At 61.0% G+C, this 25,797-nt stretch carries 19 protein-coding genes; 8 read left to right on the top strand and 11 right to left on the bottom strand.

Annotated features, from left to right (window positions below; translation table 11 throughout):
* Positions 1-23: 23 nt before the first annotated feature.
* The 3 genes from J3A64_RS03290 to J3A64_RS03280 are packed head-to-tail and all read right to left on the bottom strand — an operon-like array spanning position 24 to position 6,889.
* Positions 24-4,880 carry an NAD-glutamate dehydrogenase gene (locus tag J3A64_RS03290; protein ID WP_014922233.1) on the bottom strand — a complete coding sequence of 1,619 codons (4,857 nt, stop codon included), beginning with the start codon at positions 4,878-4,880 and terminating at the stop codon, positions 24-26.
* Positions 4,881-4,937: 57 nt separating this feature from the next.
* Positions 4,938-6,248 (bottom strand): chromosome partitioning protein, encoded by a 1,311-nt coding sequence (locus J3A64_RS03285; protein ID WP_210063625.1) that lies wholly within the window; start codon positions 6,246-6,248, stop codon positions 4,938-4,940.
* Positions 6,245-6,889 (bottom strand): SAF domain-containing protein, encoded by a 645-nt coding sequence (locus J3A64_RS03280; protein ID WP_210063624.1) that lies wholly within the window; start codon positions 6,887-6,889, stop codon positions 6,245-6,247. Before J3A64_RS03280 ends, J3A64_RS03285 begins: the two co-directional genes overlap by 4 nt.
* 155 nt (positions 6,890-7,044) lie before the next feature.
* Between J3A64_RS03280 and J3A64_RS03275 the strand changes: the two genes are divergently transcribed.
* Positions 7,045-7,266 (top strand): helix-turn-helix domain-containing protein, encoded by a 222-nt coding sequence (locus J3A64_RS03275; RefSeq protein ID WP_043471355.1) that lies wholly within the window; start codon positions 7,045-7,047, stop codon positions 7,264-7,266.
* On the opposite strand, the gene J3A64_RS03270 is transcribed toward J3A64_RS03275, so the two are convergent.
* Positions 7,263-7,850, bottom strand: coding sequence for a hypothetical protein (locus tag J3A64_RS03270; protein WP_011775344.1), 588 nt, complete (start codon positions 7,848-7,850; stop codon positions 7,263-7,265). The two genes, J3A64_RS03275 and J3A64_RS03270, sit on opposite strands and share 4 nt — an antisense overlap.
* 138 nt (positions 7,851-7,988) lie before the next feature.
* Here J3A64_RS03270 and J3A64_RS03265 point away from each other — a divergent pair, with 138 nt between their 5' ends.
* The gene (locus J3A64_RS03265; protein WP_210063623.1) at positions 7,989-8,765 is read left to right on the top strand and encodes a LysM peptidoglycan-binding domain-containing protein; all 777 of its coding nucleotides are present in this window, start codon (positions 7,989-7,991) and stop codon (positions 8,763-8,765) included.
* Between the two features lie 150 nt (positions 8,766-8,915).
* Positions 8,916-9,344 (top strand): Rv3235 family protein, encoded by a 429-nt coding sequence (locus J3A64_RS23585; RefSeq protein ID WP_307807158.1) that lies wholly within the window; start codon positions 8,916-8,918, stop codon positions 9,342-9,344.
* A 98-nt stretch (positions 9,345-9,442) separates the two neighbouring features.
* Here the strand turns inward: J3A64_RS23585 and secA are convergent, their stop codons facing one another.
* The 7 genes from secA to mtrA all read right to left on the bottom strand — a co-directional run bounded on the left by secA (position 9,443) and on the right by mtrA (position 19,941).
* Positions 9,443-12,184: a preprotein translocase subunit SecA gene (gene secA / locus J3A64_RS03255; protein WP_014922239.1), complete on the bottom strand. Its 2,742-nt coding sequence runs from the start codon at positions 12,182-12,184 to the stop codon at positions 9,443-9,445.
* A 42-nt stretch (positions 12,185-12,226) separates the two neighbouring features.
* A complete protein-coding gene (locus J3A64_RS03250; RefSeq protein ID WP_210063622.1) occupies positions 12,227-13,516 on the bottom strand; it encodes a winged helix-turn-helix domain-containing protein in 1,290 nt (429 codons plus the stop codon).
* Positions 13,517-13,545: 29 nt separating this feature from the next.
* Positions 13,546-14,274, bottom strand: a complete 729-nt coding sequence (hpf, locus tag J3A64_RS03245; RefSeq protein WP_043470442.1) for a ribosome hibernation-promoting factor, HPF/YfiA family — start codon at positions 14,272-14,274, stop codon at positions 13,546-13,548.
* Positions 14,275-14,417: 143 nt separating this feature from the next.
* Positions 14,418-15,125: a ComF family protein gene (locus J3A64_RS03240; protein WP_286139758.1), complete on the bottom strand. Its 708-nt coding sequence runs from the start codon at positions 15,123-15,125 to the stop codon at positions 14,418-14,420.
* Positions 15,126-15,591: 466 nt separating this feature from the next.
* Positions 15,592-17,304 carry an LpqB family beta-propeller domain-containing protein gene (locus tag J3A64_RS03235; RefSeq protein ID WP_011775351.1) on the bottom strand — a complete coding sequence of 571 codons (1,713 nt, stop codon included), beginning with the start codon at positions 17,302-17,304 and terminating at the stop codon, positions 15,592-15,594.
* A gap of 2 nt (positions 17,305-17,306) precedes the next feature.
* Positions 17,307-19,295, bottom strand: a complete 1,989-nt coding sequence (gene mtrB / locus J3A64_RS03230) for an MtrAB system histidine kinase MtrB (RefSeq protein ID WP_043470445.1) — start codon at positions 19,293-19,295, stop codon at positions 17,307-17,309.
* Positions 19,267-19,941 carry an MtrAB system response regulator MtrA gene (gene mtrA, locus J3A64_RS03225; RefSeq protein WP_014922244.1) on the bottom strand — a complete coding sequence of 225 codons (675 nt, stop codon included), beginning with the start codon at positions 19,939-19,941 and terminating at the stop codon, positions 19,267-19,269. Before mtrA ends, mtrB begins: the two co-directional genes overlap by 29 nt.
* Positions 19,942-20,164: 223 nt before the next feature.
* Here mtrA and J3A64_RS03220 point away from each other — a divergent pair, with 223 nt between their 5' ends.
* From J3A64_RS03220 to J3A64_RS03200, 5 genes are read left to right on the top strand one after another with little or no spacing between them, the layout of a single operon-like run.
* A complete protein-coding gene (locus tag J3A64_RS03220) occupies positions 20,165-21,460 on the top strand; it encodes a hypothetical protein (protein ID WP_307807157.1) in 1,296 nt (431 codons plus the stop codon).
* Positions 21,457-22,146 carry a DUF4129 domain-containing protein gene (locus J3A64_RS03215; RefSeq protein WP_210063619.1) on the top strand — a complete coding sequence of 230 codons (690 nt, stop codon included), beginning with the start codon at positions 21,457-21,459 and terminating at the stop codon, positions 22,144-22,146. The genes J3A64_RS03220 and J3A64_RS03215 overlap by 4 nt, the downstream gene beginning before the upstream one ends.
* Positions 22,143-23,339 carry a DUF4350 domain-containing protein gene (locus J3A64_RS03210; protein ID WP_210063618.1) on the top strand — a complete coding sequence of 399 codons (1,197 nt, stop codon included), beginning with the start codon at positions 22,143-22,145 and terminating at the stop codon, positions 23,337-23,339. Before J3A64_RS03215 ends, J3A64_RS03210 begins: the two co-directional genes overlap by 4 nt.
* Positions 23,336-24,466 carry a MoxR family ATPase gene (locus J3A64_RS03205; RefSeq protein ID WP_210063617.1) on the top strand — a complete coding sequence of 377 codons (1,131 nt, stop codon included), beginning with the start codon at positions 23,336-23,338 and terminating at the stop codon, positions 24,464-24,466. The genes J3A64_RS03210 and J3A64_RS03205 overlap by 4 nt, the downstream gene beginning before the upstream one ends.
* A gap of 32 nt (positions 24,467-24,498) precedes the next feature.
* Positions 24,499-25,791: a DUF58 domain-containing protein gene (locus tag J3A64_RS03200; protein WP_011775358.1), complete on the top strand. Its 1,293-nt coding sequence runs from the start codon at positions 24,499-24,501 to the stop codon at positions 25,789-25,791.
* Positions 25,792-25,797 lie beyond the last annotated feature (6 nt).

The following is a 25,797-nucleotide window of genomic DNA, read 5'->3' as shown; positions in this document are numbered from 1 at the left end:
CATTTGCGACGCCGGGACTGACCCTAGCGTCGAACGATTGACCTCAAGAGCCTTAATGCTACCGACAGTGAAGCCATGTCGTCGGCTTCGAGCGCGTTGACCTCATCAAACATGGTCTTGGCACGTCCCAGTTGTTCGGCATTCTGCCCTTCCCAGGCCTTGAGCCGATCTTCCGCCGCACCGCCGGACTCTGTCGATTCGAGGACCGACGTCGTCATATCCGCCACCGTCGAGTACAAGTCATCACGGAGAGCTGCACGTGCCAAAGCCTGCCAACGGTCATCACGAGGCAAAGAGCTGATTCGTTCCAGCAGAGAATCCACGTGGAAGCGGTTGAACACCGTGTAGTAGACGTGCGCCACGTCCTCGACGCCCTCGTTTCCGGTTTGGGCAATCCGCGCAATGTCCAGGAGTGCGTAGCTCTCGAACAGCTCAGCCCACCTGTGTGCAAGATGATCCGGCAGTTCCCAGCCACGGGCTTTATCCAACCATCCGGAGATGCGGACCTTGTCCTCACCACGGAGGTAGTCAAGAAGCCTGGCCCTCAGCGGAGACAACATGGGCTTGAAGGACTCCACGACGTCCGAAATAGGCTGAGAACCCATCCCCTGCCCCAATACCCAACGCACAGCCCGGTCGAGCAACCGGCGGATGTCCAGATGGACTTCACTCCAATGCTCGGTGGGGAAGGACGCCGGAAGAGCATTCAGTTCGGCAACCATGGGGTCGAGGTCGTAGATTTCACGCAGCGCCACGAAGGCCTTGGCAACAGCCACCTCATTGGCCGAGGTTTCTTCAATGGCCCGGAAGGCGAAGGTGATGCCGCCCAGGTTAATGATGTCGTTGGCGACTACAGTGGCGATAATCTCGCGCCGCAGCGGGTGGGTGTCCAATTCGGCATCGAATTTCTCCCGCAACTGCTTCGGGAAGTATTCACGGATTGTGCCGGCAAACCAGGGATCGTCGGCGAGGTTGCTGTCCCGCAACGCTGCTGCGAGCTCGATCTTTGCGTATGCGGCCAAGACCGCCAGCTCGGGAGACGTGAGTCCTTGTCCCTGCTCCAACCTTGACCGGAGCGTTTCTGTGGTGGGGAGTGCCTCAAGATCGCGCTTGAGGTCGGCAGACTTCTCCAGCCAGTCCATGAGGCGCTCGTAACTTGGGCTCCAGTCCGCTACCCGGGTCCGATCGTTGAGGAGCAGGATGTTCTGGTCGATGTTGTCCTGGAGGACGAGCCGTCCCACCTCATCGGTCATGTCGGCCAGGAAGCTGGCTCTTTCGGCGGAATCGAGCTTGCCGGCCGCCACCATCCGGTCAACGAAGATCTTGATGTTGACCTCATGGTCGGAGCAGTCCACGCCAGCGGAGTTATCGATTGCATCTGTATTCAGGATGACGCCTTGCAAAGCGGCTTCGATGCGACCCCGTTGGGTCAGTCCCAGGTTTCCGCCTTCGCCCACAACTTTGACCCGCAGATCCCGACCGTCCACGCGGATAGCGTCGTTGGCTTTGTCACCGACAGCAGCATGGGTTTCCGTACTGGCCTTGACGTAGGTTCCGATACCGCCGTTGTAGAGGAGATCGGCCGGCGCCAGCAAGATTGCACGAAGAAGTTCCGGGGGGCTGAGCTGCGTCGTTCCGTCCGGCAGGCCCAAGGCCTTGCGTACCTGGTCCGAGACCGGGATGGTCTTGGCCTGGCGGGAATAAACGCCGCCGCCTTCGCTGATGAGAGTCCGGTCGTAGTCGTCCCAGGAAGACCGGGGCAATTCGAACAGCCTTTGCCGCTCGGCAAACGATGCAGCAGCTTCGGGTGAGGGATCCAGGAAGATGTGGCGGTGGTCAAATGCGGCTAGGAGCCGGATATGGCGGGAAAGCAACATCCCATTGCCGAACACGTCCCCGGACATGTCGCCCACACCAACTACCGTGAATTCCTCGGTCTGGGTGTCCAGGTCGAGCTCACTGAAGTGCCTCTTGACTGATTCCCATGCTCCACGCGCCGTGATGCCCATCGCCTTGTGGTCATAACCGACTGAGCCACCCGAGGCAAACGCGTCACCGAGCCAGAAACCGTATTCGGCCGCCAGCCCGTTGGCGGTGTCGGAGAACGTGGCGGTGCCCTTGTCTGCTGCCACTACCAAGTAGGAGTCGTCACCGTCGTGCCGAACAACGTCCGACGGCGGTACAAGCCTTTCGCCGTCCGCCGACGTCACGAGGTTGTCGGTAATATCCAACAGACCCCGGATGAAGGTCTTGTAGCTTTCGATTCCTTCGGCCATCCAGGCCGCCCGGTCCACTGCGGGGTTGGGCAGTTTCTTCGCAAAGAATCCTCCCTTGGCTCCCGTAGGAACAATGACAGCATTCTTGACCGTCTGTGCCTTCACCAGGCCCAGGATCTCGGTGCGGAAATCCTCCCTGCGGTCCGACCAACGGAGGCCACCTCGGGCCACCTTCCCGAAACGGAGGTGCACGCCCTCCACCCTCGGTGAGTAGACCCAGATCTCGAACATCGGACGTGGGAAAGGCAGCCCGTCAATCGACGTGGGGTCCAGCTTGAAGCTGAGGTATTCCTTGTTCTGGTAGTAGTTGGTCCGCAGAGTCGACTCAATAAGATTCACGAAGGTGCGAAGGACGCGATCCGCATCCAACGTGGCCACCTGCTCTATTGACTCCGCGAGGGCTGCCCGCGCAGCGGCTTGGCGTTCAGGCCGCTGTTCTTCCGCAACAGTGGGATCGAAGCGCGCAGAGAAGAGCTCGTTAAGCCCACGTGCAACATCCGGGTTGCCCAGGAGGGTATCAGCGATGAATCCGAAGGAGTTGGTGTTTCCCATTTGCCGCATGTATTTGGCATAGGCCCGGAGAACCACCACTTGACGCCAATGAATTCCTTCACGGAGCACCAGTCGGTCAAAGTTATCCGATTCAACAGCACCCGTGATGGCGGCGCTGAAGGAGTCGCCCAGCAGCTCTCCTGTAGCCAGGGGATCGACTCCCGCGGGGTACTTGAGTCCGAGGTCGTAGAGGAAGAAGTCACGATGATCTGAGGTTTCGATCTCAAAAGGACGCTCATCCAATACCTCCAGACCGAGGTTGTGGAAGTAGGGCAGGATTTGGCTGAGGCTCTTGGGCTCCATCAGATAGAGCTTGACGCGGGCATCCTCTTCCAAAGCCTCGCCGGCACCTTCGGGAAGATATACGTGGACACCGGGCCTGACTTGCTTGGTGACCCGTCCTGCCCGTTCTGCCTCTGCGCCATATTTCTCGAAGCGCTCAATGTCCTCAAGAGCGTCTTCCACCTCATAGTCAACGCGGTATCCCGCCGGGAATGCCTCCGCCCACAGCGCAGATAGAACATCAGCGTCAGCGGCACTCCGGTGCTCGCGGAGAACCTCTGTAATGCCCTCGCTCCATGACCGGGACGCACGCATCAGCCGTTGTTCCAGCTCTTTTACGTCAACTTCCGCCAGCTCGGCTGTTCGGGGCAACCTGATCCTGAAGAACACACGAGCCAGCGCGGATTCGGTGATTCGGGCCTCGTAGTCGATGCTTTCGGCGTGGAACGTTTCGCGGAGTTCCTGCTCGATCCGGAGTCGGACACTGGTGGTGTACCGGTCCCGAGGCAGGTAGACCACCGCGGACATGAACCGTCCGTAGATGTCCGGGCGCAGGAACAGCTTGGTCCGGCGCCGTTCCTGGAGTCGCTGTATCCCGGTGGCCGTGGCGGCGAGATCCGGTATTTCTATCTGGAACAGTTCGTCGCGGGGATACGTTTCAAGGATGCCCAGAAGGTCTTTGCCCGAGTGGGAGTCGACGGGGAAGCCGGCGTTCCGCAAGACAGCGTCCACCTTATCCCGGACGATCGGGATGCTGCGTACGGATCCGGTGTACGCACTGGTGGCAAACAGACCTATGAAGCGGCGTTCACCGTTGACGTTGCCCAAGGCATCGAAGCTCTTGACTCCGATGTAATCGAGGTATGCGGGCCGGTGCACGGTGGAGCGCGAGTTTGCCTTGGTAATCACCAAGGCACGCTTCTCCCTTGCGCGCTTTCGGCCTGCGTCTGTGAGGTGCTGGACCTGACGCGTGGTGTCGCCTGCGCGCAGCAAGCCAAGGCCACTGTCCTCACGGAGCTGAAGAACATCCTCGCCATTCTCATCTACGAGGTCGTATTCGCGGTACCCCAGGAAAGTGAAGTTTCCGTTGTCCAGCCAACGCAGAAGGTCTTGTGCTTGCCTGAGTTCGGCGACTTGCTCAGGATGCGTAATGCCACCCAATGCTTCGGCCAGCTCAAGAGCTTTACTCCGCATCTTGGGCCAGTCCTCGACCGCGGCCCGGACGTCACCAAGGATGCGTTGCAGCCCTGCAATCAGTTCCTCCCGCGCATCATCACCTATCCGGTCAATTTCAACCGCGATCCATGACTCCATGTGCGATGCGTTATCGCCATCGCCCAAGAGATGGGCCACGCTGGGGAGTGCGGCGGTGTCGCCACTGGAAAGGCCAACGTTTGACGGTACCCTCGAGATACTGCTCAGCTCGCCGGAAACCCGGTCACGGGTGACCACGAACAACGGGTGCATCACCAAACGGATTGCGCAGTTCTGGCGAACCAGTTCCGCATTAACAGAATCCACGAGGAATGGCATATCGTCCGTGACGATATAAACAACGTTTCGCTCAGGTTCGGCAGCGATTTCAACGACCGCGTTACCGGGCCTGCGGGATTGGGCCGCAATCCGGTGCTTCCTCGCCCGCGAAATCAGAAGTTCCGGCGAATACGCGCGTGAATCCTCCTCTGCGAGGTGCTCATAGTAGTCACCGAAGAACCCTTCACGGATAACTGCTGCATCGGACCGATCCTCCACGCTGGATCCTGACGACATCGACAAACGCCTCCATCACATGTTGATTGCTGCGACTCTGCAGCCCACATGGCGAGCCTAGCGCTTTAGGTGCCGCAAGGCTCTGATAGTTCGACCAAAGGAATTATGATTTTGCTGGACAGGTGCACAGACGAGCGCTGCTATCGCCTTCCGCAGGGCCGACTCTGGTGCCACTTCCAGCAAAACCGAACCTGATAGTAGGGCGGCATCACAGGCCTCAGCATCAGCCGGCAGGAACGCATCTACACCCGTTCCAGGGCCATAGCGGACCCACGCATCCTCCAGTTGCTCCCGGGGAGAATGGCCCACAGTGGAGCGCTTCACCTTGTTCAGCACAACCCGGAGAGACACATTCGGAACCGCTGACTCGAGGTCCGCCAGCCCGCGCACCAAACGCGGCACTCCAATGGCATCCGCGGACCCGACAGCGAACACCACGTCGGCCATTTCCAAGCTGCGAAGCGTGGCGGCGTTCCGTCGCGGGGCCAGGGTGTCAAAGCTGAGCTCTTCATCCGACTCGAGGCAGAAACCTGCGTCCACCACAACATGATCCGCCAGTTGCTTGGCCCTCTCGAGAACCGTCGAGTAGGCCCCCGCCCTAAGTTCAGTCCACCGATCCGCCCTGGTGGTGCCCGTGAGTACTCTAAAAGTTCCGCCTTTAATGAAGACTGGAATTGCCGCCGCTTTGAGGGCTTCAACATCAAGCAGTCCTTGGTCCGCCAACCTACAGGCCTGGGCCAAACCCGCCGACTCATCCAGGAGTCCGAGCACCGCCGACACACTGGCTCCATAACTGTCTGCATCCACGAGGATGACCGATTTGCCGACGGCGGCCAACTCCGCGGCGATGTTGACCGCAAGGAGTGTCCTGCCGGGGGCGCCGATCGGTCCCCACACGGAAATTACTTGGCCGGCCCCCTCAACCGATTCATCGACACGGGTCGCCACAGGCATCACAAGCAAGTCTGCCCCTGGATCTGCAAATCCCGTGTCCCGAGTGGACCTCAGCTGACTTCGAGGACTGTCGCGCCCAACAGCCTCCGATATTTTGGCCGCGAGGTCTGCAGCCTCGATTCCCGCGCCAGCAGGCACTGCGCCTATGGAGTGCAGACGTTCGACCTCGGCTGGATCATCACTTAGGGCAACAATGGAGACACCGACCGCCCTGAGACGATCAACCAGCGTGGTGGTGAGCTCCTCGCAGCCTTCCGCTACGACAGCCGCCACCGCGAGACCGCTTTGGCAAGCGGCTATGAGTTCAGCGAGCTCTGAACAACGGCGAACCACGGTTACCGGGCCATGCAGTCGCTCCAACCCGCCGACTATGACATCCTGCGCCGAGCCGACGGTAACGACAGGAATGCTCATCGGACTACGCCCGCAGGGTTCCAAACAACTGAAACCTTCGCCTTGTTCGCTTGCGCCCAGAGCAGTTTTGGCATTTGTTCGTCCGTCACCAGCACCATCACCACGGTCGTTTTCGCTGAACCAAAGGCTGTAGACCCCGGAGTCATCAGGGCGATTTCCGCGCTGGGCAAAAGTAACTGCGGTTCATCGAACGCACTATTGGAGCCCGGCATTGCAATCCAGACGTCAACCCTTGCGCCGGGAACGGCCTGCACGGGTAGTTCTTCTTCCGTTGCAATGGCCACCGGCTTACGGTTCAAAGCATCGGGCGCCCCCAGGCTTTCCTGTGGGACAAGCTGGTTCTTGGCCACCCGCTGCAGGGCAACCTTTCCCTCAGCGACTCCGTTCTCGACTGTGACGTAACTGGATTCGACGTCATCCAGACGGACTTTGACGATGGATAGGTCCGCCTCGGTGACCACCTGACCTACTGCAATGTCTTCGCGGGCCGTGTAGACCTGAGTTGTCCTGTCGGCTGTGCCTACCAGTGCAATCACGCCCGAGATAGACGCCAGAACCAGCAAAACGCCGATAAGAAGCCGGGGATCTTTCCACGAAGGCTTCTTTAGCCTGGGGGCTGCGATGCCCGCACTTTGACCCATTTTCCTGCTCCCCGCTGTGAGTTACTGCATGGTGAACGGCACCTGCCTCCTCATTCTTACCGGGCACCTTGGACGGGTCCAAAGCCATCGACCCCAAAGAGGCCGAAACTGTGGATAACTACACCAAACCGCAGCAACGGTGGCAAAATGAAGCCATGCCCCGATTCCTGACTCTTGCGGACGTCGCAGAACAACTACAAATCAATTCACCGCAGGCCTACGCCTTGGTTCGAAGCGGCGAGCTGAAAGCCATCCAGGTGGGAGGGCGGGGACAATGGCGCATCGAGGAAAAAATGCTCGAGCAGTACATCGAGGACCGTTACGCAGAGGCCAGCCGCATGATTCAAGAGGCCAAATCCAAAACCAACCAGCCTTAGTTGCCGCCGCCCCGGAAGTCCTGACTCCCCGCCGAGCAAAGCGCTGCAAATGAACCGAAAGGGACGGTCATGACCGCGGCCACGTTGCCTGCCCGGCGTGCCTCACCGTGCGGGACCACTGCGAGGTCAAAGTGGTCGCGCCCCACCCTGTCTATGACTCCATGCAGCTTGTATCCATCACCTGTCCGCACCTTCAGATGAACAACCAGTTCAGAGCGGTCCCTGGACAGCGCCCTTAGTGCGGAGGCGATCCCCAGCGAATGCTGGATCCGCGATGAGGGCCTCAGCGACACCCTTCCGAGTCCTTGATAGGAAAGGACAGACGTGTAGGGCACGAGCCACTGCCGAGCACCCTCCGTCAGGACCAGCCACTCGCTCCCCACATGGCCTAGCTCCCCTCGAATAACATCGCCGTCGACCATGACGATTTTGATTTCGGTGCCAGCGGAGCCCCGAAGGCGATCGGCCAGTTCGATGCCCGCGAGCTCGATCCTGGCTCGATCCGCTATCTCAGATTCCTTCTCCAAGGCTCGCTCGGCCGAGAATTGCGCTTCCAAATCGCTGAAAAGAGAGTCCCATCTCATGTGGTCAGACTAGGCTGCAGGGAGGAGTCATGGCCAATCCGGAAAGCGGGATTGGACAAATCACGGCTACTGTGCACAAAATGGAAAAAATAGGTCAAGTTGCATCAAACTGCATCAAATGAAGCTCGGGGACTTTGAATGGCTCGAATATTGCGTAGTGACTCCGCCCTCGCGGCATTTGTTCTTGGTCTGGGACTCTCCCTGGGTCTTGTGGGGGAACTGCTTCTGGCCCAGTGGCAGGCTGCTGAGCGACACCATCAAAGCTTTACGTTGGAACATCTTCTCGGATTCCTTGCCAGCGCTGCGGGGATTGCGATCGTGTCTTGGTGGGCCCTCTCCTTGTTAGTCGCCTTCCTGGCCTCATTTTTGCAGCGGGCCGGGCACAGAAAGCATGCCGACTCCCTCGCAAAATTCAGCCCTGCCTTTATGTTGCGTCTCGCGATGGCCATCGTCAGCCTAAATCTGCTGGGCACGGGGATAGCTCAAGCGGCTGCTACCCCACCGGAGCCAGGTTGGCATCGTACGTTCGCCGGCAACGGGGCACCCGCGCAGGCAGCGTGGACGCCCGCTCCCTCACATCGTGCCGACTCCCTCCCGCAATCTGTCGACGACGCCGATACATCCGGCACCCGGCTGAATGATCCGCGCTGGCAACCTCAACACCCCGTGATTGATCCTGGGCTTCTGAGCCGCCAGTCCTCACGATCAACGACGCCACAGGGCGAGGCCGGCGTCGTGGTCAAGGATGGTGACTCCTTGTGGTCAATCGCGGCGTCCAGGCTGGGACCCTTCGCAACCGACGTGGACGTCGCGTTGATCTGGCCCAAGTGGTACGCCGCCAATCGCGCAATCATCGGAAGTGACCCGGCCGTGCTGCGTCCGGGTCAGGTCTTGCAACCGCCTTCGCCGGGCTAGCAGTGAGGGGCTATCGGACCAGCCCTTCGTACAGGACAGCCCGCTCAGGGGCAGAGTCCATATCTCACAACCGATTCCTAGTGTCATCCCAGCAGAAGCCACCGAGCAAAGCGTCCCCCCGCTGCAGCTCATGTAGTGAACGCCAGAGGTATGACCATGACCCTTGCAACAACGAGCCGACCAGCAAGTCGTCGGAGCACTAAACGCACAACCGCCACACGCGGCCCGGGCGGTTCGGACATCGACGTCCGACTTGTTGCCCGGAGCATCGCGCAGGCAGCACTGGAGGTTCTGGCCGGCACCCGTCCAGTGCTTCAGCTCTCCCGCTCACTGAATGAGGAGTGCTACCTGTCCCTCCAGCATCGGGCAGCCCTCACGCGAAAGCACGCAGTCCGGACCCGGGGTAATTCACAACCTCACCGCAGTCCCATGGTCCGCTCTGTTCGAGTCTGTTCCATATCCGAATCAATCTGCGAGGCAAGCATCGTAGTGGCCGAAGAGCAGCGATGCCGTGCCGTAGCCATGAGGCTGGAGCGTTTGGATGGAGTTTGGCAGGTTACCGCCCTGGAAATTGGATAATTCCAAGGGCACAAACTGCTTCGAAGGCATGCGAAAAGGGTGGATCCCGGACAATCAGTCCCGGATCCACCCTTTCATTGCCGCGATATGGAATCTATTCAGCGACGCTTCTTCTTAGCCTGTTTCCGCGGTTCCTGGCTTGCTGCCTTAGCAGGGTTGCCGGAACGGCCTGACGCCCGGCCCTCAATCCGTGTCTGCGTGCCTCCGTCTTCGCCGGGCGCTGTGTACTGCAGCTGCGCAGGCTTTTCAGGTGCTTCGAGGCCCGCCGCACGGATTTGCGGATCGTGATGCTCGGTGTGCGCGCCAGCCGCAGAACCGTCCGCCACCACCACATCTTCGGCGGGAGTTACTTCAACTTCGAGGTTGTAGAGGAAACCAATGCTTTCCTCACGAATGGCTTCCATCATGCTCTGGAACATCACAAACCCCTCGCGCTGGTATTCCACCAGCGGATCGCGTTGGGCCATGGCACGGAGGCCAATTCCTTCCTTGAGGTAGTCCATCTCGTAGAGGTGTTCCTGCCACTTGCGTCCAATGACCGAAAGAACCACCCGACGCTCAAGCTCACGCATGCTCTCCGAACCGATGGCCTCTTCCCGCGCCTGATAAACAAGCCGTGCGTCGGAGAGGATTTCCTCCCTCAGGAATTCGGCAGTGACTCTGGACTTGCCGCCCGCTTCGTCAATGATCTCCTGGGCAGTCACGGTTGCCGGGTACAACGTCTTCAGGTTTGCCCACAGCTGGTTGTAGTCCCAGTCGTCGCCTGATCCCTCGGCAGTAGCCGCATCAATCAGTGAGTTGATGGTGTCTTCCAGGAAGTACTGGACCTTTTCGTGCAGGTCATCGCCCTCAAGGATCCGACGACGGTCGCCGTAAATGGCTTCACGCTGACGGTTGAGAACGTCATCGTACTTGAGGACGTTCTTGCGCTGCTCCGCGTTGCGGCCCTCTACTTGGCCTTGCGCCGAGGCAATGGCACGGGATACGAGCTTCGACTCCAGGGCAACATCGTCGGGCACGGAGCTGTTCATTAGCCGCTCGGCCGCACCTGAGTTGAACAACCTCATCAGGTCATCTGTAAGGGAGAGGTAGAACCGGGACTCGCCGGGGTCGCCCTGACGTCCGGAACGTCCGCGTAGCTGATTGTCGATCCGGCGGGATTCGTGGCGTTCGGTCCCGAGCACGTAAAGTCCGCCAAGGTCCAGAACTTCTTCATGCTCGTCCTTGACCGCCTGTTTGGCTGCTGCCAGCGCCGCCGGCCATGCGGCCTCGTACTCGTCAGAGTTTTCCTCAGGATCCAGCCCCCGCTTGGAGAGTTCGGCGATAGCCGTGAATTCGGCGTTGCCGCCGAGCATGATGTCAGTACCGCGGCCCGCCATGTTGGTTGCTACGGTAACCGCGCCCTTACGTCCGGCCTGCGCCACGATGGACGCCTCCCTGGCGTGGTTCTTGGCGTTAAGGACTTCGTGACGGATGCCTTCTTTGGCCAAGAGTTTAGAGAGGTACTCACTCTTTTCAACGCTGGTGGTGCCCACCAGCACCGGCTGGCCATTCTTGTGTCGTTCGGCGATGTCCTGAACGACAGCATCGAACTTCACTACCTCGTTCTTGTAGACGAGGTCCGACTGGTCGATCCGCTGCATGTCGCGGTTAGTGGGGATGGGAACGACGCCGAGCTTGTAAGTGCTCATGAACTCCGCCGCTTCAGTCTCGGCCGTACCCGTCATGCCGGCGAGCTTCGAGTACATGCGGAAGTAGTTCTGCAGCGTCACGGTGGCGAGAGTCTGATTCTCTGCCTTGATTTCGACATTTTCCTTGGCCTCAATGGCCTGGTGCATGCCTTCGTTGTAACGGCGCCCGGCAAGGATACGGCCGGTGTGCTCGTCAACAATCAGAACCTCGCCGTCGAGAATGACGTAGTCCTTGTCCCGCTTGAACAGTTCTTTGGCCTTGATGGCATTGTTGAGGAAGCCAATCAGCGGTGTGTTGGCGGATTCGTAGAGGTTCTGTATTCCAAGGTAGTCCTCCACCTTTTCAATGCCGGCTTCCAGTACGCCTACGGTTCGCTTCTTCTCGTCGACCTCGTAGTCAACGTCTGGCTGCAACCGGAGGACCACTTTGGAAAATTCGCTGTACCACCGGTTAGTGTCGCCTTGCGCGGGACCGGAAATGATCAGCGGAGTACGTGCTTCGTCGATCAGGATGGAGTCAACCTCATCCACGATCGCGAAGTTATGGCCGCGCTGCACCAGTTCACCGGCGTCCCAGGCCATGTTGTCGCGCAGGTAGTCGAAGCCGAATTCGTTGTTGGTTCCGTACGTGATGTCAGCGGCGTACTGCTCCCGGCGTACGGTGGGATCCTGGTTGGACAGGATGCAGCCGCTGGTGAGACCGAGGAACCGGTAGACACGGCCCATAAGTTCGGACTGGTACTCGGCAAGGTAGTCGTTAACGGTGACAACGTGGACACCCTTACCCGAGAGCGCGTTCAGGTAGGCAGGCGCTGTGGCAACGAGGGTTTTGCCTTCACCCGTTTTCATTTCCGCGATGTTGCCCAAATGGAGCGCGGCGCCACCCATGAGCTGCACGTCGAAGTGCCGCATGCCCAAGGTCCTCGACGAGGCTTCACGCACGGCGGCGAACGCTTCCGGGAGGAGAGCTTCCAGGGTTTCACCGTCTTGGTGGCGGGACCTTAGCCGGTCCGTTTCCTCGCGGATTTCAGCGTCCGTGAAGGACTTGAAAGTGTCTTCCAGGGCATTGATGGAATCGGCATAGTTCCGCAGTGTCTTGAGTGTCTTTTTGTCACCCGTGCGGAGAAGTTTTTCGATTAGTGATGCCACGTGAAATTGCTCCCAGTCTCATGCTGCCGAATTCTGGCTGTTTCAGTCTACGGGAGAGACCATCGCCACGTTGCCGGGTTCCACTCTGAGCGGACTGCCCGGATGGGGGTGTTCTGCCGGGGCACTGCCACCCCTTGCCACGGCCTCGGAAAGCGCTCCGGCAAGATCCCCTACCGGCCACACCACCACTTCCTGGAGGCCGAGCCACGTAGCCATGAGTCTCAGTTCCGCGGCAAGTTCGACGGCGGTATCCGCGGGTGCAGTCATCTCAGCAAAAGCGGCGCGCACCAAGAGCTGACCGGTGGCCCGGTCGGCTTTCAAGTCCACTCTGGCAACAATGGCCTCTCTCAGCAGGAACGGCAGAACATAGTAGCCGAAACGTCGCTTGGCGGCGGGGGTGTAGATCTCAATCCGGTAGTGGAATCCGAACAGCTCCTCAAGCCGCCGCCTTTCGAAAACCAGCGAATCGAAGGGACTCAGCAGCGCCCGGCCAGCTGCCTTTCGTGGCAGTGCGGCGTCAACATGTTTAAAGATATCCCTGTCCCAGCCGCGAACCACAACGGGTTCAAGGCGGCCTGCACGGACCAAACGTTGTACCGAATCCGCACCTGCTTTAAGCGGTGTTCGAAAGTAGTCGGAGAAGCACCTGACCGTGCCAATGCCGTGGGCTTGGGCGGCTGCGTCCATCAGGCGGTCAAGGGACGCTTCAGCGTCGACTTCGGTCGGATTGGTGTCTGCAATAACCCGCGAGGTGAGGGTGTACTTTCGTTCGAATTGCGACGTCCGCGAAGCAGCGGATATCCGACCTTCTTCAAAGAGGTGCTCCAACACGCGCTTAACGATGTTCCAGTTCCAGCCCCAGTTGTCCCGCTCGGAGTCTTCGTCGTGTCCGAGCCTTGCCGTCAGTTCGGATGCAGTCATCGGGCGTCCTGTGGTGAGAGCCATCAGGATACGGTCCTCCATGTCCTGACGTACGGTCGGATCCAGGCCGTGGGCTCCCACCCACGACCGCTTCTGCCATACGCGCAGGTCCTGGAAGTGCTCCGGGCGGATAAAGCTCGCCTCGTGTGCCCAGTACTCCATCATTTTGCGTGGTTTCCGGCCAGCCATCGATTGAAGGATGAGGGGATCGTAATCTCCCAGCCGGGAAAAGAACGGAAGGTAATGGCTTCGTGCCACCACGTTCACCGAATCGATCTGGACAAGCTGGAGCCGGGCAAAGGTCCGGCCCACCGTCCGTGACGTCACGGGGCCGGTGGGCCGGACCTTTGCCAGACCTTGAGCTGCCAATGCGATCCGCCGCGCCTGTGACAGGCTCAGCGAAGCGGTCATTGAAGTCCCTTCGTGCTTATAGAGAGGCTTTACTTGGCTGTGGCGGCCTGATCATCAGAGCGGTAGGCGTGGATTTTTTCTTCCACGGCTTCCTCGCCGGGCTCGCACGTGGAGTCCAGGGTGATCACACCATAAGTCCAGCCACTGCGCCTGTAAACAACCGATGGCGCGTTGGTTTCCTTGTCCAGGAACAGGTAGAAGTTGTGTCCGACGAGCTCCATGTTGTCCACGGCGTCATCGAGGGTCAGCGATGCCGCGGGGAAAACTTTCCGGCGGATCAGGACGGGTGAATCGCCTGCCGGAATGTCGTTCTCGATGTCGTACGGTGACCGCTCGTCTACCGGCGGCGCGGACTCCTGATGGTTGCTTGCCTCTACGTAAAGCGGCTCACTCGCACTGGCTGGCTCAAGTGTCGCCGTAGCTTCCCTCACGGCCTTCGGTGTGTGGCGGCCGTGGTGCACCTTCTTGCGGTCCTTCGCGCGACGAAGCCTCTCAAGCAACTTGTTGTACGCGAGATCGAAGGCAGCAAACTTGTCAGCGGCTGTGGCCTCGGCACGGATAACGGGGCCTCGGCCCAGGACTGTCACTTCTACGGTGAGTTCGCCAGGCGTCTGCCTGGGATTGGTTTCCTTGGAAACCTTTGCGTCAACCCGCTGGACCTTATCCCCCAGCGATTCAATCTTTGAGATTTTTTCGCCGGCATATTCGCGAAAGCGGTCAGAAACTGTCAGATTTCGTCCGCTGATCATGAACTCCATGGTGCCCTCCAAATAACTCAGGTGACACGACAACGGCGCTGTTGGGGGCTTGTCTGACGGACAGTCGAGCCCCTTTCCGAGCCGCTATCGACAGGTACATCTGTTCTTGGTACCCACAACCGACGTTAGTTCATCGCCACCCGTTATTCATCCTTTAGCCACTTATTTTTTGATTGAGTCTTAATGACTGCATGGGGGTCGTCCTTGGCGGCAGTGTAAGCGTAGGCTGGTGGCCTCGTGGCCGCGAGCACAACAGCTCCGGAGACCACACCGCCGGCCGCAGTGACCGCCCGTGCTGCCTCGGCCAGGGTGGCCCCCGTAGTGAGGACATCGTCGACGAGGATGCACCTCTTGCCGCGCAGCTCTTCGCTCCGTCGTCGCACTACCCTCATGGATCCCCGCACACGACGAGCGCGTTCACCTCTTCCAAGGCCCTTTTGGCCTCCGTGTTCAGCAGGCTCATGGCCCGGCACCTCGTCAACGAGCCAGGCGCCCGCTTCTCGGACAACTCGCGGGTTGGCCATAAACCACGGTGACTCGCCAGTTTTCTCCAGCACGTCAAGGATTGGGCAATGGGGCAGCATCCGGCGAACGCTCATGAAGAAGAGCAGAAGGTGCACCGGGCTGAATCCACGCCTTCGGTATGCCTTACTGCTGGTGGGAACGGGGACAAGGCAGTAGCCTGACCGGCCACCTATGGCGGTCTCCACGGCCTTGCTAAGGCAGGAAGCCAGAACAGCCGCAAGGCGCCACTGACCATGGTGCTTGAAGGAGAGCAGGCACCGCGCCAACTCATCCCTGTACGGACCTGCTGCTACCACCCCGATCTTCGCCGTTCCGTCGACATCCACCAACGCGCGCGACTCCTGCTCGGCCCGAAAGGGTTGCCTGCACAACTGACGGACCTTCTTTGCGCAACTGCCGCAGAGTACCGCGTCTTCCTTCTCACAGCAGACACAGTCGACAGGAACCAACACACCCAGGAGGTCAGTTACTGTGCCCTGCAATGCGACGATGACCCGGCCCGTTACGTGTTGATCCGGTCCACGACGACGTGCCCCGACAGGTTCAGGCGGATGTAGATCGGGGTCGAAGTATTGCCGACCCTGCCATGTACGGAACCACGAGCCCGGCAAGCAAAATAAGCCCAGTAAGGAAAATAGGCCTGGCGAAGAGTAGGTGCCACGTATGGAAAAAGTCACCCTCACAGCTTGACCGCGCGCCAATCCCGGCAAAAGGCACGCTGCACGCTATGTGGATAAACGCGCTGTGCGAACAACGCGCACGGACTGGTAGGTAGAACGGCTGCGGGAGAGGTCAGCCCGGGAAAGCCGGTTCTGTTGGGCCTTTTAGCTGAAGCTCCCAGCCGTTTCCGACACGTTGGAAGATCCCGGCATCCGACTGTCCGTAGATTTGCTCAGCTCCGTTTCCGACGCTAATGCTGGTCAACCCGTCCCACGGGGCCAATTGCTGCGGCTCACCCGATTCCAAGGACAGCAACTCCGGTACCACCGTTGACGTGGCCGAACCGGACATCACAGCCACCGTGGAGCCGTTGACCCAGGCGCCTTGATCAGCAGCGCTGTTGCTGAGCAAGGTGATGGGGACGGTGAGGTCCTTAGGCACTCCGTCGGGGTTCCGGACTATGCCCGTAACCTGCACGGCGGACTTACCGTTCGCCTCGGAAATGACCAGGGCTCGGGTGCCCTCCCGGGAGACCCTGAAGTCCTTGACTGTTCGTCCTGTGAGCCAGGCCGGGGTCATGGTGACGCTGGGAATCCCGGCACCCGGGGCTGAGCCTGTGGGCTTGTAGGCCACAACCTCTGCGGCCCCGGTGGCACCAGGGCCCGCCGTCCACACCCAGTCGTTGGGGCTGAACGAAGGACCGGTAAGCGTCGTTCTGGTGGTGAGTTGTCGCGCCGGCTGCCCCGGTTCAATGGAGTAGAGAGTGGTCTTGTCGCCGTTAAGGAAGGCAGCCGTCTGGGACACCGGCGACTCTGCTGGCGAGTGCGGTCCGAGACCGGCAACCGACTGAATGTCCGGCAGTGGGGTGACCCTGTTGTTCTCATAACGCACCAGGTCTCCGTTGTTTACTGCAATCTGGCGGGCAGGAACCGACTTGTCCAGCACAGGCGGCAACACTGTGCCGTTGTCTTCCACGCGTACCAGATCCTGGTCCGCACGAAGTTGAACGTTGATGACATCGGGCTGGTTGCGGAAGGTCAGCGCCAACTGGTTTTGCATCCTCTGGCGGTCTTCCGCAGAGGCGTCAAACAGTTCCTTGGCGGAGAGATCCACCTGCGCCGCACCGGAGACCACCGGAACGGATTCCCTGGCGAGCTTCATCCCGGATGGGAATGCACTCACCACAGCCCCCCGCAAATAAGGTGCCGGGCCGGCAAGAAGGGCGCTGGTCATGGATTTGACCGTGTTCTTTTTGATGAACCAACGGTAGTCCGGCACTGCATAGGTGAAGGTGGGGTCATAGAAGTAGATGGGATTTGCCCCGTAGATGACTTTGAACGTCTCCTCCGGAATGGCCGTGCCATCAGGCACCTTGGAGATTCGCCATTCTCCCTCGACCTGCTCAAGCGTCACGGGAATGGTTTCCTTGGTCCCCGGTGGGAACTGGGTTGCGACGCCGTCAGCATCCACCGAATATGCGAGGTCGAGTTCGTAGAGGTATTCGTTCTCCCCTGCTGCTTTGACTACTTGCGCCTCGCGGAAAACGATGGCCCGTTTGTCAGGCTTCCAGGTTACTGATTGCGCTTGTGTCAGGTACTGACGTGCTACGGGGTAGTCGTCCTCGTAGCCGCTGCCAGCCATGTAGAAATCTTCGATCACAGTCTCCGGACTGGAACCGGCTCGCGGAGCAGCGGGAAAAAAGACCGGTGCGTTGGGATTGCCGGCGCCTTCGTCCTTGCTCTTGCCAACGGGCCCGGAGCGGGGAATCTGCGCGCAGGACGCCAGCATGACCATCAGCATGACCAACAGCGCGACGATTGCCCTCGCGCGGCCGGGACGCAGCATTCTCACGACATCTCCCCTGCTACTCCATCGTCTGGCGCGGGCTTCCCGCCGACGGTTTGAGGCGGCTGGGGAGCCCCGCTGGAATCCGGGCCCAGTACCAGCATCTGCCGTTCGCTTGCCGACCCGGGGAATCCAATGTCCGCAGGCTCCAGTTGAAGCGGGGACTTCGCAATGATGTCTCCTTGCCGCAGCGGAAGCGTCAACCGGAAGTTGGACCCGGCCCCCTTTCGGCCCCACGCCTGAAGCCAACCGTTGTGAAGCTTGGTGTCCTCGGCTGCGATGGAAAGGCCCAAGCCGCTTCCTCCGGTGGTCCGGGCCCTTGCAGGATCTGCCCTCCAGAAGCGGTCGAAGACTCTGGCGGCCTCAGCCTGGGTCATCCCGATGCCATGGTCCCTTACTGACACCGCCACAGCATCGTGGTTGGCCGCAACGGATATATGGATCGGTTTGCCTTCACCGTGTTCGAGCGCATTAAGCAGCAGATTGCGGAGGATGCGGTCGATCCTGCGGGAGTCCATCTCCACGATGATGCTCTTCTGCCGGGCGTTCAGCCGGACTTCCGAACCGTACTCCGCGGCCACTGGTGCCGCACCTTCCATAACGTGAGAAATCACCTGGAAGATGTCTTGTGGCTCTGCATCGAGGACGGCTGCACCGGCGTCAAACCGCGAAATCTCGAGCAGGTCCGAGAGCAACGACTGAAAGCGCTCAACCTGGTGGTAGAGCAGCTCCGCCGATCTCTTGTTCATGGGATCAAAATCTTCCCGAGCATCGAACAGGACCTCGGCCGCCATGCGTACGGTGGTGAGCGGGGTACGCAGTTCATGGGACACGTCAGAGACAAAGCGTTGTTGCATTTGCGACAACGTGGCCAACTGAGTGATCTGTTCCTGGAGGCTGGCGGCCATGTGGTTGAAGGACGCGCCCAATCTTGCGACTTCGTCTTCTCCCTTGACCACCATGCGTTCCTGCAGTTGGCCGGCCGCGAGCTTTTCCGACACGACGGCCGCGTGGCTTACGGGACTGACGACGTTACGGGTCACGTACCAGGCAATGGCACCGATCATGAGGACGAGGGCAGCACCGCCTGCCCACAGGACGTTCTGGATCTCATCCAGTGTTTGCTGGGCAGTGTTGAGGTCGTAGATCAGGTAAAGCTCGTAGGCCGTTCCGTTGAAGGTGACCATATTTCCCACCGCGATGCCGGGCCTGTCCTCATTTCCCACCGGGAACTGTGTGGAGGCCCAGAACTGCTGCTTGCCGCCGGTTTGAACGGCCTTACGCAGCTCCGGGGGAATAACGCGAACCGTCAGCTGGTCCGAAGCACGCGACTCAACCCAGCGGTTACGTGGTTTGGTTTGTTCCGGCGCGGCTTCGAAGACATATCTGCGCTGGATGACCGACCCCCGGCCCTCCACTGCGGTCAAGGTGTCATAAACAAGGGTGATGACGCTCGACTGGTCGGTGACCTGGGCGCCGTCGAACGTGTCCTGGACCTGCTTGACGTTAAAGCGCGATTCGGACTCCGCCTGTGTCAGCCGCTCCTGGAAGAGGTTGTTGGCGATTTGGTTGGACAAGTATGCGCCCACAATCGCGAACGAAGTCACGGCGAGCAGCAACGTGGTCAGGACCGTACGGAACTCCAGGGATCGGCGCCAGCGCCGCAACAACGAACGCCAAACGAACCGCAGCCCCGGCCTAATCTGTCGCACGCCAATGGCCACGAGCCGCGAAACACGAAGAACCAGAATCAGGCCGCGCCGTCTCCAGATCCGCAGCCGCGACAGGAGCCACGAAAGGTTTCTGACCTCTTTGGCGGTCTGCTCAGGGGACGTTTCGGATGACTCAAGGGACGCTTCAGGAGACTTTGACTCTGCCGGGGTCACGTGGTGGACACCGGCCGAATCGGGGGTCTTGGGACCAGGGTCCCCGCCTGTCGCGCCGGTCTTGCCGACCGGGGACTCAGGAACCTGCTTTATATCCGACACCACGCACCGTCAAAACGACCTCGGGCGCTTCCGGATCGCGTTCAATCTTGGAGCGCAACCGCTGGACATGGACATTGACCAGCCGCGTGTCCGCGGCGTGGCGATATCCCCACACCTGCTCGAGGAGCAGTTCGCGTGTGAACACTTGCCAAGGCTTGCGCGCCAGCGCAACCAGGAGATCAAACTCAAGTGGCGTCAGCGAGATGCGCTCGCCGCCCCGGGTCACCAGGTGGCCTGCCACGTCGATGGTCACGTCTGCGATGCGCAGGGTTTCGGGGGCCTTCTGATCGCCCGGCCGCAACCGCGCACGCACGCGCGCTACAAGTTCAGCGGGTTTGAAGGGCTTGGGCACATAATCGTCGGCGCCGGATTCCAGGCCGCGAACAACATCCGAAGTATCCGACTTGGCAGTGAGCATGACGATAGGGACGTCCGACTCGCCACGGATCTGCCGGCAGACCTCGATGCCGTCCGATCCCGGCAGCATCAAGTCCAGCAGCACAAGGTCCGGCTTCGAGGAGCGGAAGACCTCCAAGGCTTGGCCGCCGTCTGCGCAGAACACTGGCTCGAAGCCGTCATTGCGCAGGACGATGCCAATCATCTCTGCGAGTGCTTCGTCGTCGTCAACTACCAGAATGCGTGCCTTCATAGTTATATATTCCCTTATCACCAAGTCTTTGTCCCGTTGGACGCGGCGCACGGCATGGCGTCCCAAGGCTCTTCCACCGTACTGCACCTTGCCGTTACCGCGCCCAGGGAGGCCAGCCCGGGCGGCAGGCTATGAGGGACGACGGCGGGACTATAGGCTGGTGGCGAAGGTCCGTGTGGGGGACGTCGGGAGTCGGCGGGCCGGATCTCTTGGGGAGGAAAACGTGTCACAACCAGAGCACGGCCAGAATCCGCCGCCGGGCGGTCAGCCGGCGTGGGGCAACCCACCACAGTGGGGCAACCAACCACAGTGGGGCAACCAACCACAGTGGGGAAATCAACCACAGTGGGGTGGGCCCCCGGGATGGACCGCCCCGCCGGATGGCGGGCAAAACCGGCCGGGCCAAGGTGCTCCGGGATGGCCGCCAGGGCCGCCTTACGGACAGCCCCTCTATGTCGCTCCCCCAAAGCCTGGAGTCATTCCCCTGCGTCCGCTGCAGTTCGGCGAGATTCTGGACGGCTCCTTCCAGACGATCCGCCGCAATGCCGCCTCCATGTTTGGCTCTGCGCTGATAGTGCAAGCCATCGGAGCCTTCTTCATCGGGATCGTCACGGTGGGGATGTTCCAGTTGTCCATGTCTCTTGAATCCGTCAGTTCAGAGGCAGAGTTCGCCGATGCGATGGGCCCCTTCTTCGCCTTCATGGCGGGCACCCTGGGCGTTTCCGTGCTGGTCGGTTTCCTGGGATCAGTTCTCCAGGGGGTTCTGGTTGTGCCGGTCTCCCGTTCGGTTCTCAACCGTCGGACGGGCTTCAAACAAATGTGGAAGCTTGCGGGCCCCAGGATCCTTCCGCTCCTTGGCGTTGCCGCGCTGCTGACGCTGGGCGGCCTGCTGGCCGCTGCCGCGGTGATCGGGATTGCGATCTTGTTGTTCACTGCCATGGGCCCTGCCGCGCTGCTGTTCGTCCTGCCCCTGGGACTGGGGTCAGTTGTGGTCTTTGTTTGGATCGGCCTGAAGTTGATGCTGGCCCCTGCCGCCATAGTGGTGGAGCAGACCGGCGTTTACGATGGTTTGCTCCGATCCTGGCGTTTGACCAAGAACAATTGGTGGCGCATCTTCGGCATCACGCTGGTGGTTGCCATCATGGTGGGAATCATCGCCCAGATTGTCCAAATTCCTGTGTCCTTGGCCTCCGCGGCCATCGGTTCGGTAGTAGCTCCCCACCCTGATCCCGACTCGATGATGTCCACGTTGGTTCTGACCACTGTGATCTCGACGGCGATCGGGGCCTTGGTGGGGTCCGTGACGTTTGCGTTTCAAGCGTCCGTTTCGAGCCTGATCTACATGGACCTTCGAATGCGTCGTGACGGCCTGGACGTTGAATTGATGCGGCTGATGGAAACAGGTTCCGATCCGGACGGAATACCCGGCGGGCCGTCCACCTTGCCCGGAAAGGCCGCCTGGCCACCGAACGGCGGGCAGTTTCCGTCCGCTCCCCCCGGGCAGCATCCTCCGGCATGAAGGTAGCCGCAAACGACGTTTTCGCATCGCCGGCTTTGATGGAACCGCCTGTGACACCGGACCGCGACGAAGCGCGCCGATGGGCCGCTGAGGAACTGTCCAACCCCCGATATCCCGACGCGACTCCCGGCTGGTTGGACCAGGTGTGGCGTGATGTCCTGGATTGGCTGGCATCTTTGGAAGGTGATGGAGCAGGCGGGCCCAACATCGCCGTTCCGTTGATGGTGGTCCTGGCCGTGGTGCTCATCGTCGCGGCCATCGTCATCGTTCGGCCCAGACTGAACGCCCGGAGGGCAAAAGCGCCCGGGGACCTTTACGGCGAGGACAAAGCTGTCGACGCCGAAGGCTACAGGAGGAGGGCTGCAACTGCAGCCGACGGCGGCAACTGGCCAGCCGCCGTCGTCGATCAGTTTCGCGCTCTTGTCCGATCGGCCGAAGAACGGGACATCATTGACGCTCGGGCCGGCAGGACCGCAGACGAGGCCGCCGATCAACTGGGGCGTGTTTTCGGTACAGCCCAAGTCAGGCTGCTTGCCGCTGCCCGTGTTTTCGACGCCGTGCGGTACGGCGAACAGGCTGCAACGCGGGCAGACTACGAGTCCGTCCGCATGCTGGATGCCGACCTTCTTGCGTTAAAGCCCGACTTCGCCGGACAAGCCCACGCCGGATTTGCGGTACCCCGATGACAACGACGATAGACCGGAAAACCCCGGACCACTCTGCTTCCGAAGGACTTTCCACGGGACGCGGTTTCACAACCTGGTTTCGGAAACACCTCGTATGGATTGCCCTCGGCACCCTGCTTGCCGGCTTAGTGACTTTCCTGGCCATCAACAGTGTCTCCGGCGCAACAGATTCCCGTCGGTTGTCCGCGCGGAACCCAGCACCGGACGGGGCCATGGCCGTAGCCCAAATCCTGGGACGCCACGGCGTATCCGTCACTCCGACAGATACATTCGAGGACACCTTGGAGGCGTTGGCAGCCAAGGAAGAATCCACAGTCCTCCTTTATGACGCACAGGGTTTCCTTGACCACTCACAGCTGGAGGAGATCACGGCAGCAGCAGATCGTGTTGTGGTGGTTGCTCCACGGCTCAGGACCCTCAACGGCCTGGATCGAGGGTTCGGACCTGGCGGGGTAGTTCCGGAAGGAACACAGGTCACGGAACCCGGCTGTGACCAGGAAGACGCCAAGGCAGCGGGCCGGGTGTCTGCACAGGGCTCCGTCTTTTCCGGGAGCGTGGTTTGCTACGCCATCCGCGAGGACGGGCCCGGGTTGTATGCAGCATCAGCCGATGGGCGGATAGTCGTCCTGGGCAGCAGGGAACTGATGGACAATCAACACCTCGCCACAGAGGGGAATGCCGCCCTCGTCCTTCGTACGTTGGGAACCAGCGCGGACCTCGTGTGGTACATCCCGGGCCTCGGAGACATCTCCGCCACCGATTCGAACCCCACGCTAAACGAGCTCGCACCCCGCTGGCTGGCATTCGCGGGGCCGTGGCTGGGCTTGGTAGCCCTGCTGGCCATCGCATGGCGTGGCCGGCGTATGGGCCCACTGGTTTTCGAGCCGCTGCCCGTGGTGGTCAAAGCCGCCGAAACAGCAGAAGGCCGGGCACGCCTTTACCAGGATTCACGGGCCGTGGGGCGGGCCGCCGAGAACCTGAGGGCCGGCACCCTGTCACGGTTGGCCCGGCACTTCAATCTCGGAGCCGACGCCACCACCGAAGCACTACTGGACGCAACAGCCCGCCATGTGGCGCTGGCAGCCACGGAAGTGCGGTCCGTCCTGATCGACTTCAGGCCGCAAAGCGAAGGACAACTGGTGCAGTGGGCACAACAAATCGAACGACTCGAACAGGAAGCGACCGCCCGATGAACAGCCAGCCGAACAGCTACACCAACAGCAATGCCCATTACGCGGGCGGTACGACGCCCCCGCCCGACGCCTTGCAGCAAGATGCGGCCCAGCGAGATGCGGCCCAGCAAGGAACTCCGCAGCAAGGAGCACCCCAGGCCGTCGGGCATCCGGAAAATGGGCAGCGTCATCCCGGGGAAGACCCGGCACGGCAGTCGCTGCTGAATGTCAGGACCGAGGTGGGCAAAGCCGTAGTGGGCCAGGACCCCACCGTAACGGGCATGCTGATTGCCCTGCTCTGCGGCGGGCATGTTCTCCTGGAGGGTGTTCCCGGCGTGGCCAAGACCCTCCTGGTCAGGGCTTTGTCTACCGCTCTGAGCTTGGACACCAAGCGTGTTCAGTTCACTCCGGACCTCATGCCCGGTGACGTCACGGGATCGTTGGTCTATGACTCGCATACCTCGGAGTTCACGTTCCGCGAGGGCCCTGTGTTCACCAACATCATGCTGGCCGATGAGATCAACCGAACTCCTCCGAAGACTCAGGCCTCACTCCTGGAAGCGATGGAAGAACGCCAGGTTTCGGTGGACGGCGTGTCCCGGCCCCTGCCGAGTCCGTTCATTGTGGCGGCAACCCAGAACCCCGTGGAGTATGAAGGAACCTATCCCCTGCCGGAGGCACAACTGGACCGGTTCCTCCTCAAGCTGACCATGCCGCTGCCCGGTCGGGACGAGGAAATCGAGGTCATCCGCCGCCACTCCAACGGCTTTGATCCGCGAAACCTGTCCGCAGCCGGCGTACGGCCGGTGGCTGGCGCCGTCGAGCTTTCCAACGCCCAGCAGGCTGTAGCGCAAGTGGCGGTGGCCCCGGAGATCCTCGCGTACATCGTTGACGTGGTGCGTGCCACGAGGTCTGCGCCTTCCTTCCAACTCGGCGTTTCGCCTCGTGGTGCCACTGCGCTGCTCAACACTTCCAAAGCATGGGCATGGTTGTCTGGAAGGTCGTTCGTGACCCCTGACGATGTCAAGGCGTTGTCGTTGCCGTGCCTTCGGCACAGGGTGGGATTGCGGCCGGAAGCCCAGATGGACGGAATCCAGGTGGACGACGTCCTGGGCAGCATCCTGGCGTCCGTCCCGGTGCCGCGGTGAACTGCGGTCCGGCCTTGGCCGAGGGGGCCTGAGTGGCCATTACGGGTCGTTTCGTGTTGCTGGCCTTTCTGGGTTTGGTGCCCTTGGTGGTTTTTCCGGCGTGGAGCACCGTCCTGTTCGTGGTCGTAGGACTACTGCTTTTGCTGGTTCTTGATCTTGTGGTGGCGGCATCACCGGCGCAGCTTGCCTTGGAACGCGAGCAGCCTGGAAACGTGACGCTGGAGGGCAGCGTGGAGTCCGTTGTGACCGTGACCAACCCCACGCGGCGCAAGCTGCGGGCCGAGGTACGGGACACGTGGCAGCCTTCTGCTGGCGCCGTCAACACTTCACAGTCCTTGGTTGTCCCGCCTGGCGAGCGTCGCCGCATGACCGTCACTCTGGTCCCTCGTCGTCGCGGCGACCTCAAGAGCCCGCACGTGACCATAAGATCGCTGGGGCCTTTGGGCGTGGCCGCACGGCAGCGCACCCGTGTCCTGCCCGGGCAACTGCGGGTCCTCCCGCCGTTCCATTCGAAGCGTCATCTCCCGTCCAAGCTCCGGAAGCTCAGGGAACTGGACGGCAGGGCCGCCGTGCAGATTCGTGGTGCAGGCACCGAATTCGACTCCCTGCGCGACTATGTCCGCGGCGACGATGTCCGGTCCATAGACTGGCGCGCCACCGCGCGGCGAACGTCCGTGGTGGTCCGGACGTGGCGCCCGGAACGGGACCGGCGTGTGGTCATCGTGCTTGATACGTCACGCACAGCGGCCGCCAGAATCGAAGATGAACCCCGGCTCGATACCGGAATTGAGGCGGCGTTGTTGCTCGCCGTGCTGGCCGAGCGCGGAGGCGACCGCGTGGACTTCCTCGCCTACGACCGAAGGCTCCGCGCACGGGTTGAATCTGCATCGAAGGGCAATTTGCTGGGTCAACTCGTCCAAGCCATGGCCCCTTTGGAAGCTGAACTGATCGAACTCGATTGGCAGCAGGTTCCGGCACAGGTGCGGGCAGTCTCGGCGCACCGCTCGATGGTGGTGCTCTTGACGGCGCTCGACGGCGGCGCCCCCGAAGAGGGGCTCCTCCCCACTGTGGCCCAATTGTCCCGCCAGCACGTTGTGGTGGTGGCGTCGGTTCGGGATCCGCTGCTTTCTGCCATGAAAGAAGAAAGGAGCACGGCCAGCCAGGTTTTCCGTGCAGCCGCCGCCGAACGTGCGCTGTTGGAGCGCGCCGCGGTGACGGCGCAACTCCGGCAACTCGGCGCCGAAGTGGTGGACGCCGAGCCCCATGAGGTCCCTCCCTTGCTCGCTGACGCCTACATACGGCTTAAAGCAGCCGGAAGGCTATAGTTCCAA

It is taken from the genome of Pseudarthrobacter sp. PvP004 (assembly GCF_017876035.1).
GTDB lineage: Bacteria > Actinomycetota > Actinomycetes > Actinomycetales > Micrococcaceae > Arthrobacter > Arthrobacter aurescens_A.
Note: the sequence above shows the minus strand (reverse complement) of the source record. Positions and strands in the feature narration are given on the sequence as shown.

Coding starts and splice junctions, on each gene's coding strand:
- J3A64_RS03290 (WP_014922233.1), bottom strand. CDS start 4,880: ATGTCGTCAGGATCCAGCGTGGAGGATCGGTCCGATGCAGCAGTTATC.
- J3A64_RS03285 (WP_210063625.1), bottom strand. CDS start 6,248: ATGAGCATTCCTGTCGTTACCGTCGGCTCGGCGCAGGATGTCATAGTC.
- J3A64_RS03280 (WP_210063624.1), bottom strand. CDS start 6,889: ATGGGTCAAAGTGCGGGCATCGCAGCCCCCAGGCTAAAGAAGCCTTCG.
- J3A64_RS03275 (WP_043471355.1), top strand. CDS start 7,045: ATGCCCCGATTCCTGACTCTTGCGGACGTCGCAGAACAACTACAAATC.
- J3A64_RS03270 (WP_011775344.1), bottom strand. CDS start 7,850: ATGAGATGGGACTCTCTTTTCAGCGATTTGGAAGCGCAATTCTCGGCC.
- J3A64_RS03265 (WP_210063623.1), top strand. CDS start 7,989: ATGGCTCGAATATTGCGTAGTGACTCCGCCCTCGCGGCATTTGTTCTT.
- J3A64_RS23585 (WP_307807158.1), top strand. CDS start 8,916: ATGACCATGACCCTTGCAACAACGAGCCGACCAGCAAGTCGTCGGAGC.
- J3A64_RS03250 (WP_210063622.1), bottom strand. CDS start 13,516: ATGACCGCTTCGCTGAGCCTGTCACAGGCGCGGCGGATCGCATTGGCA.
- hpf (WP_043470442.1), bottom strand. CDS start 14,274: ATGGAGTTCATGATCAGCGGACGAAATCTGACAGTTTCTGACCGCTTT.
- J3A64_RS03235 (WP_011775351.1), bottom strand. CDS start 17,304: ATGCTGCGTCCCGGCCGCGCGAGGGCAATCGTCGCGCTGTTGGTCATG.
- mtrA (WP_014922244.1), bottom strand. CDS start 19,941: ATGAAGGCACGCATTCTGGTAGTTGACGACGACGAAGCACTCGCAGAG.
- J3A64_RS03215 (WP_210063619.1), top strand. CDS start 21,457: ATGAAGGTAGCCGCAAACGACGTTTTCGCATCGCCGGCTTTGATGGAA.
- J3A64_RS03210 (WP_210063618.1), top strand. CDS start 22,143: ATGACAACGACGATAGACCGGAAAACCCCGGACCACTCTGCTTCCGAA.
- J3A64_RS03205 (WP_210063617.1), top strand. CDS start 23,336: ATGAACAGCCAGCCGAACAGCTACACCAACAGCAATGCCCATTACGCG.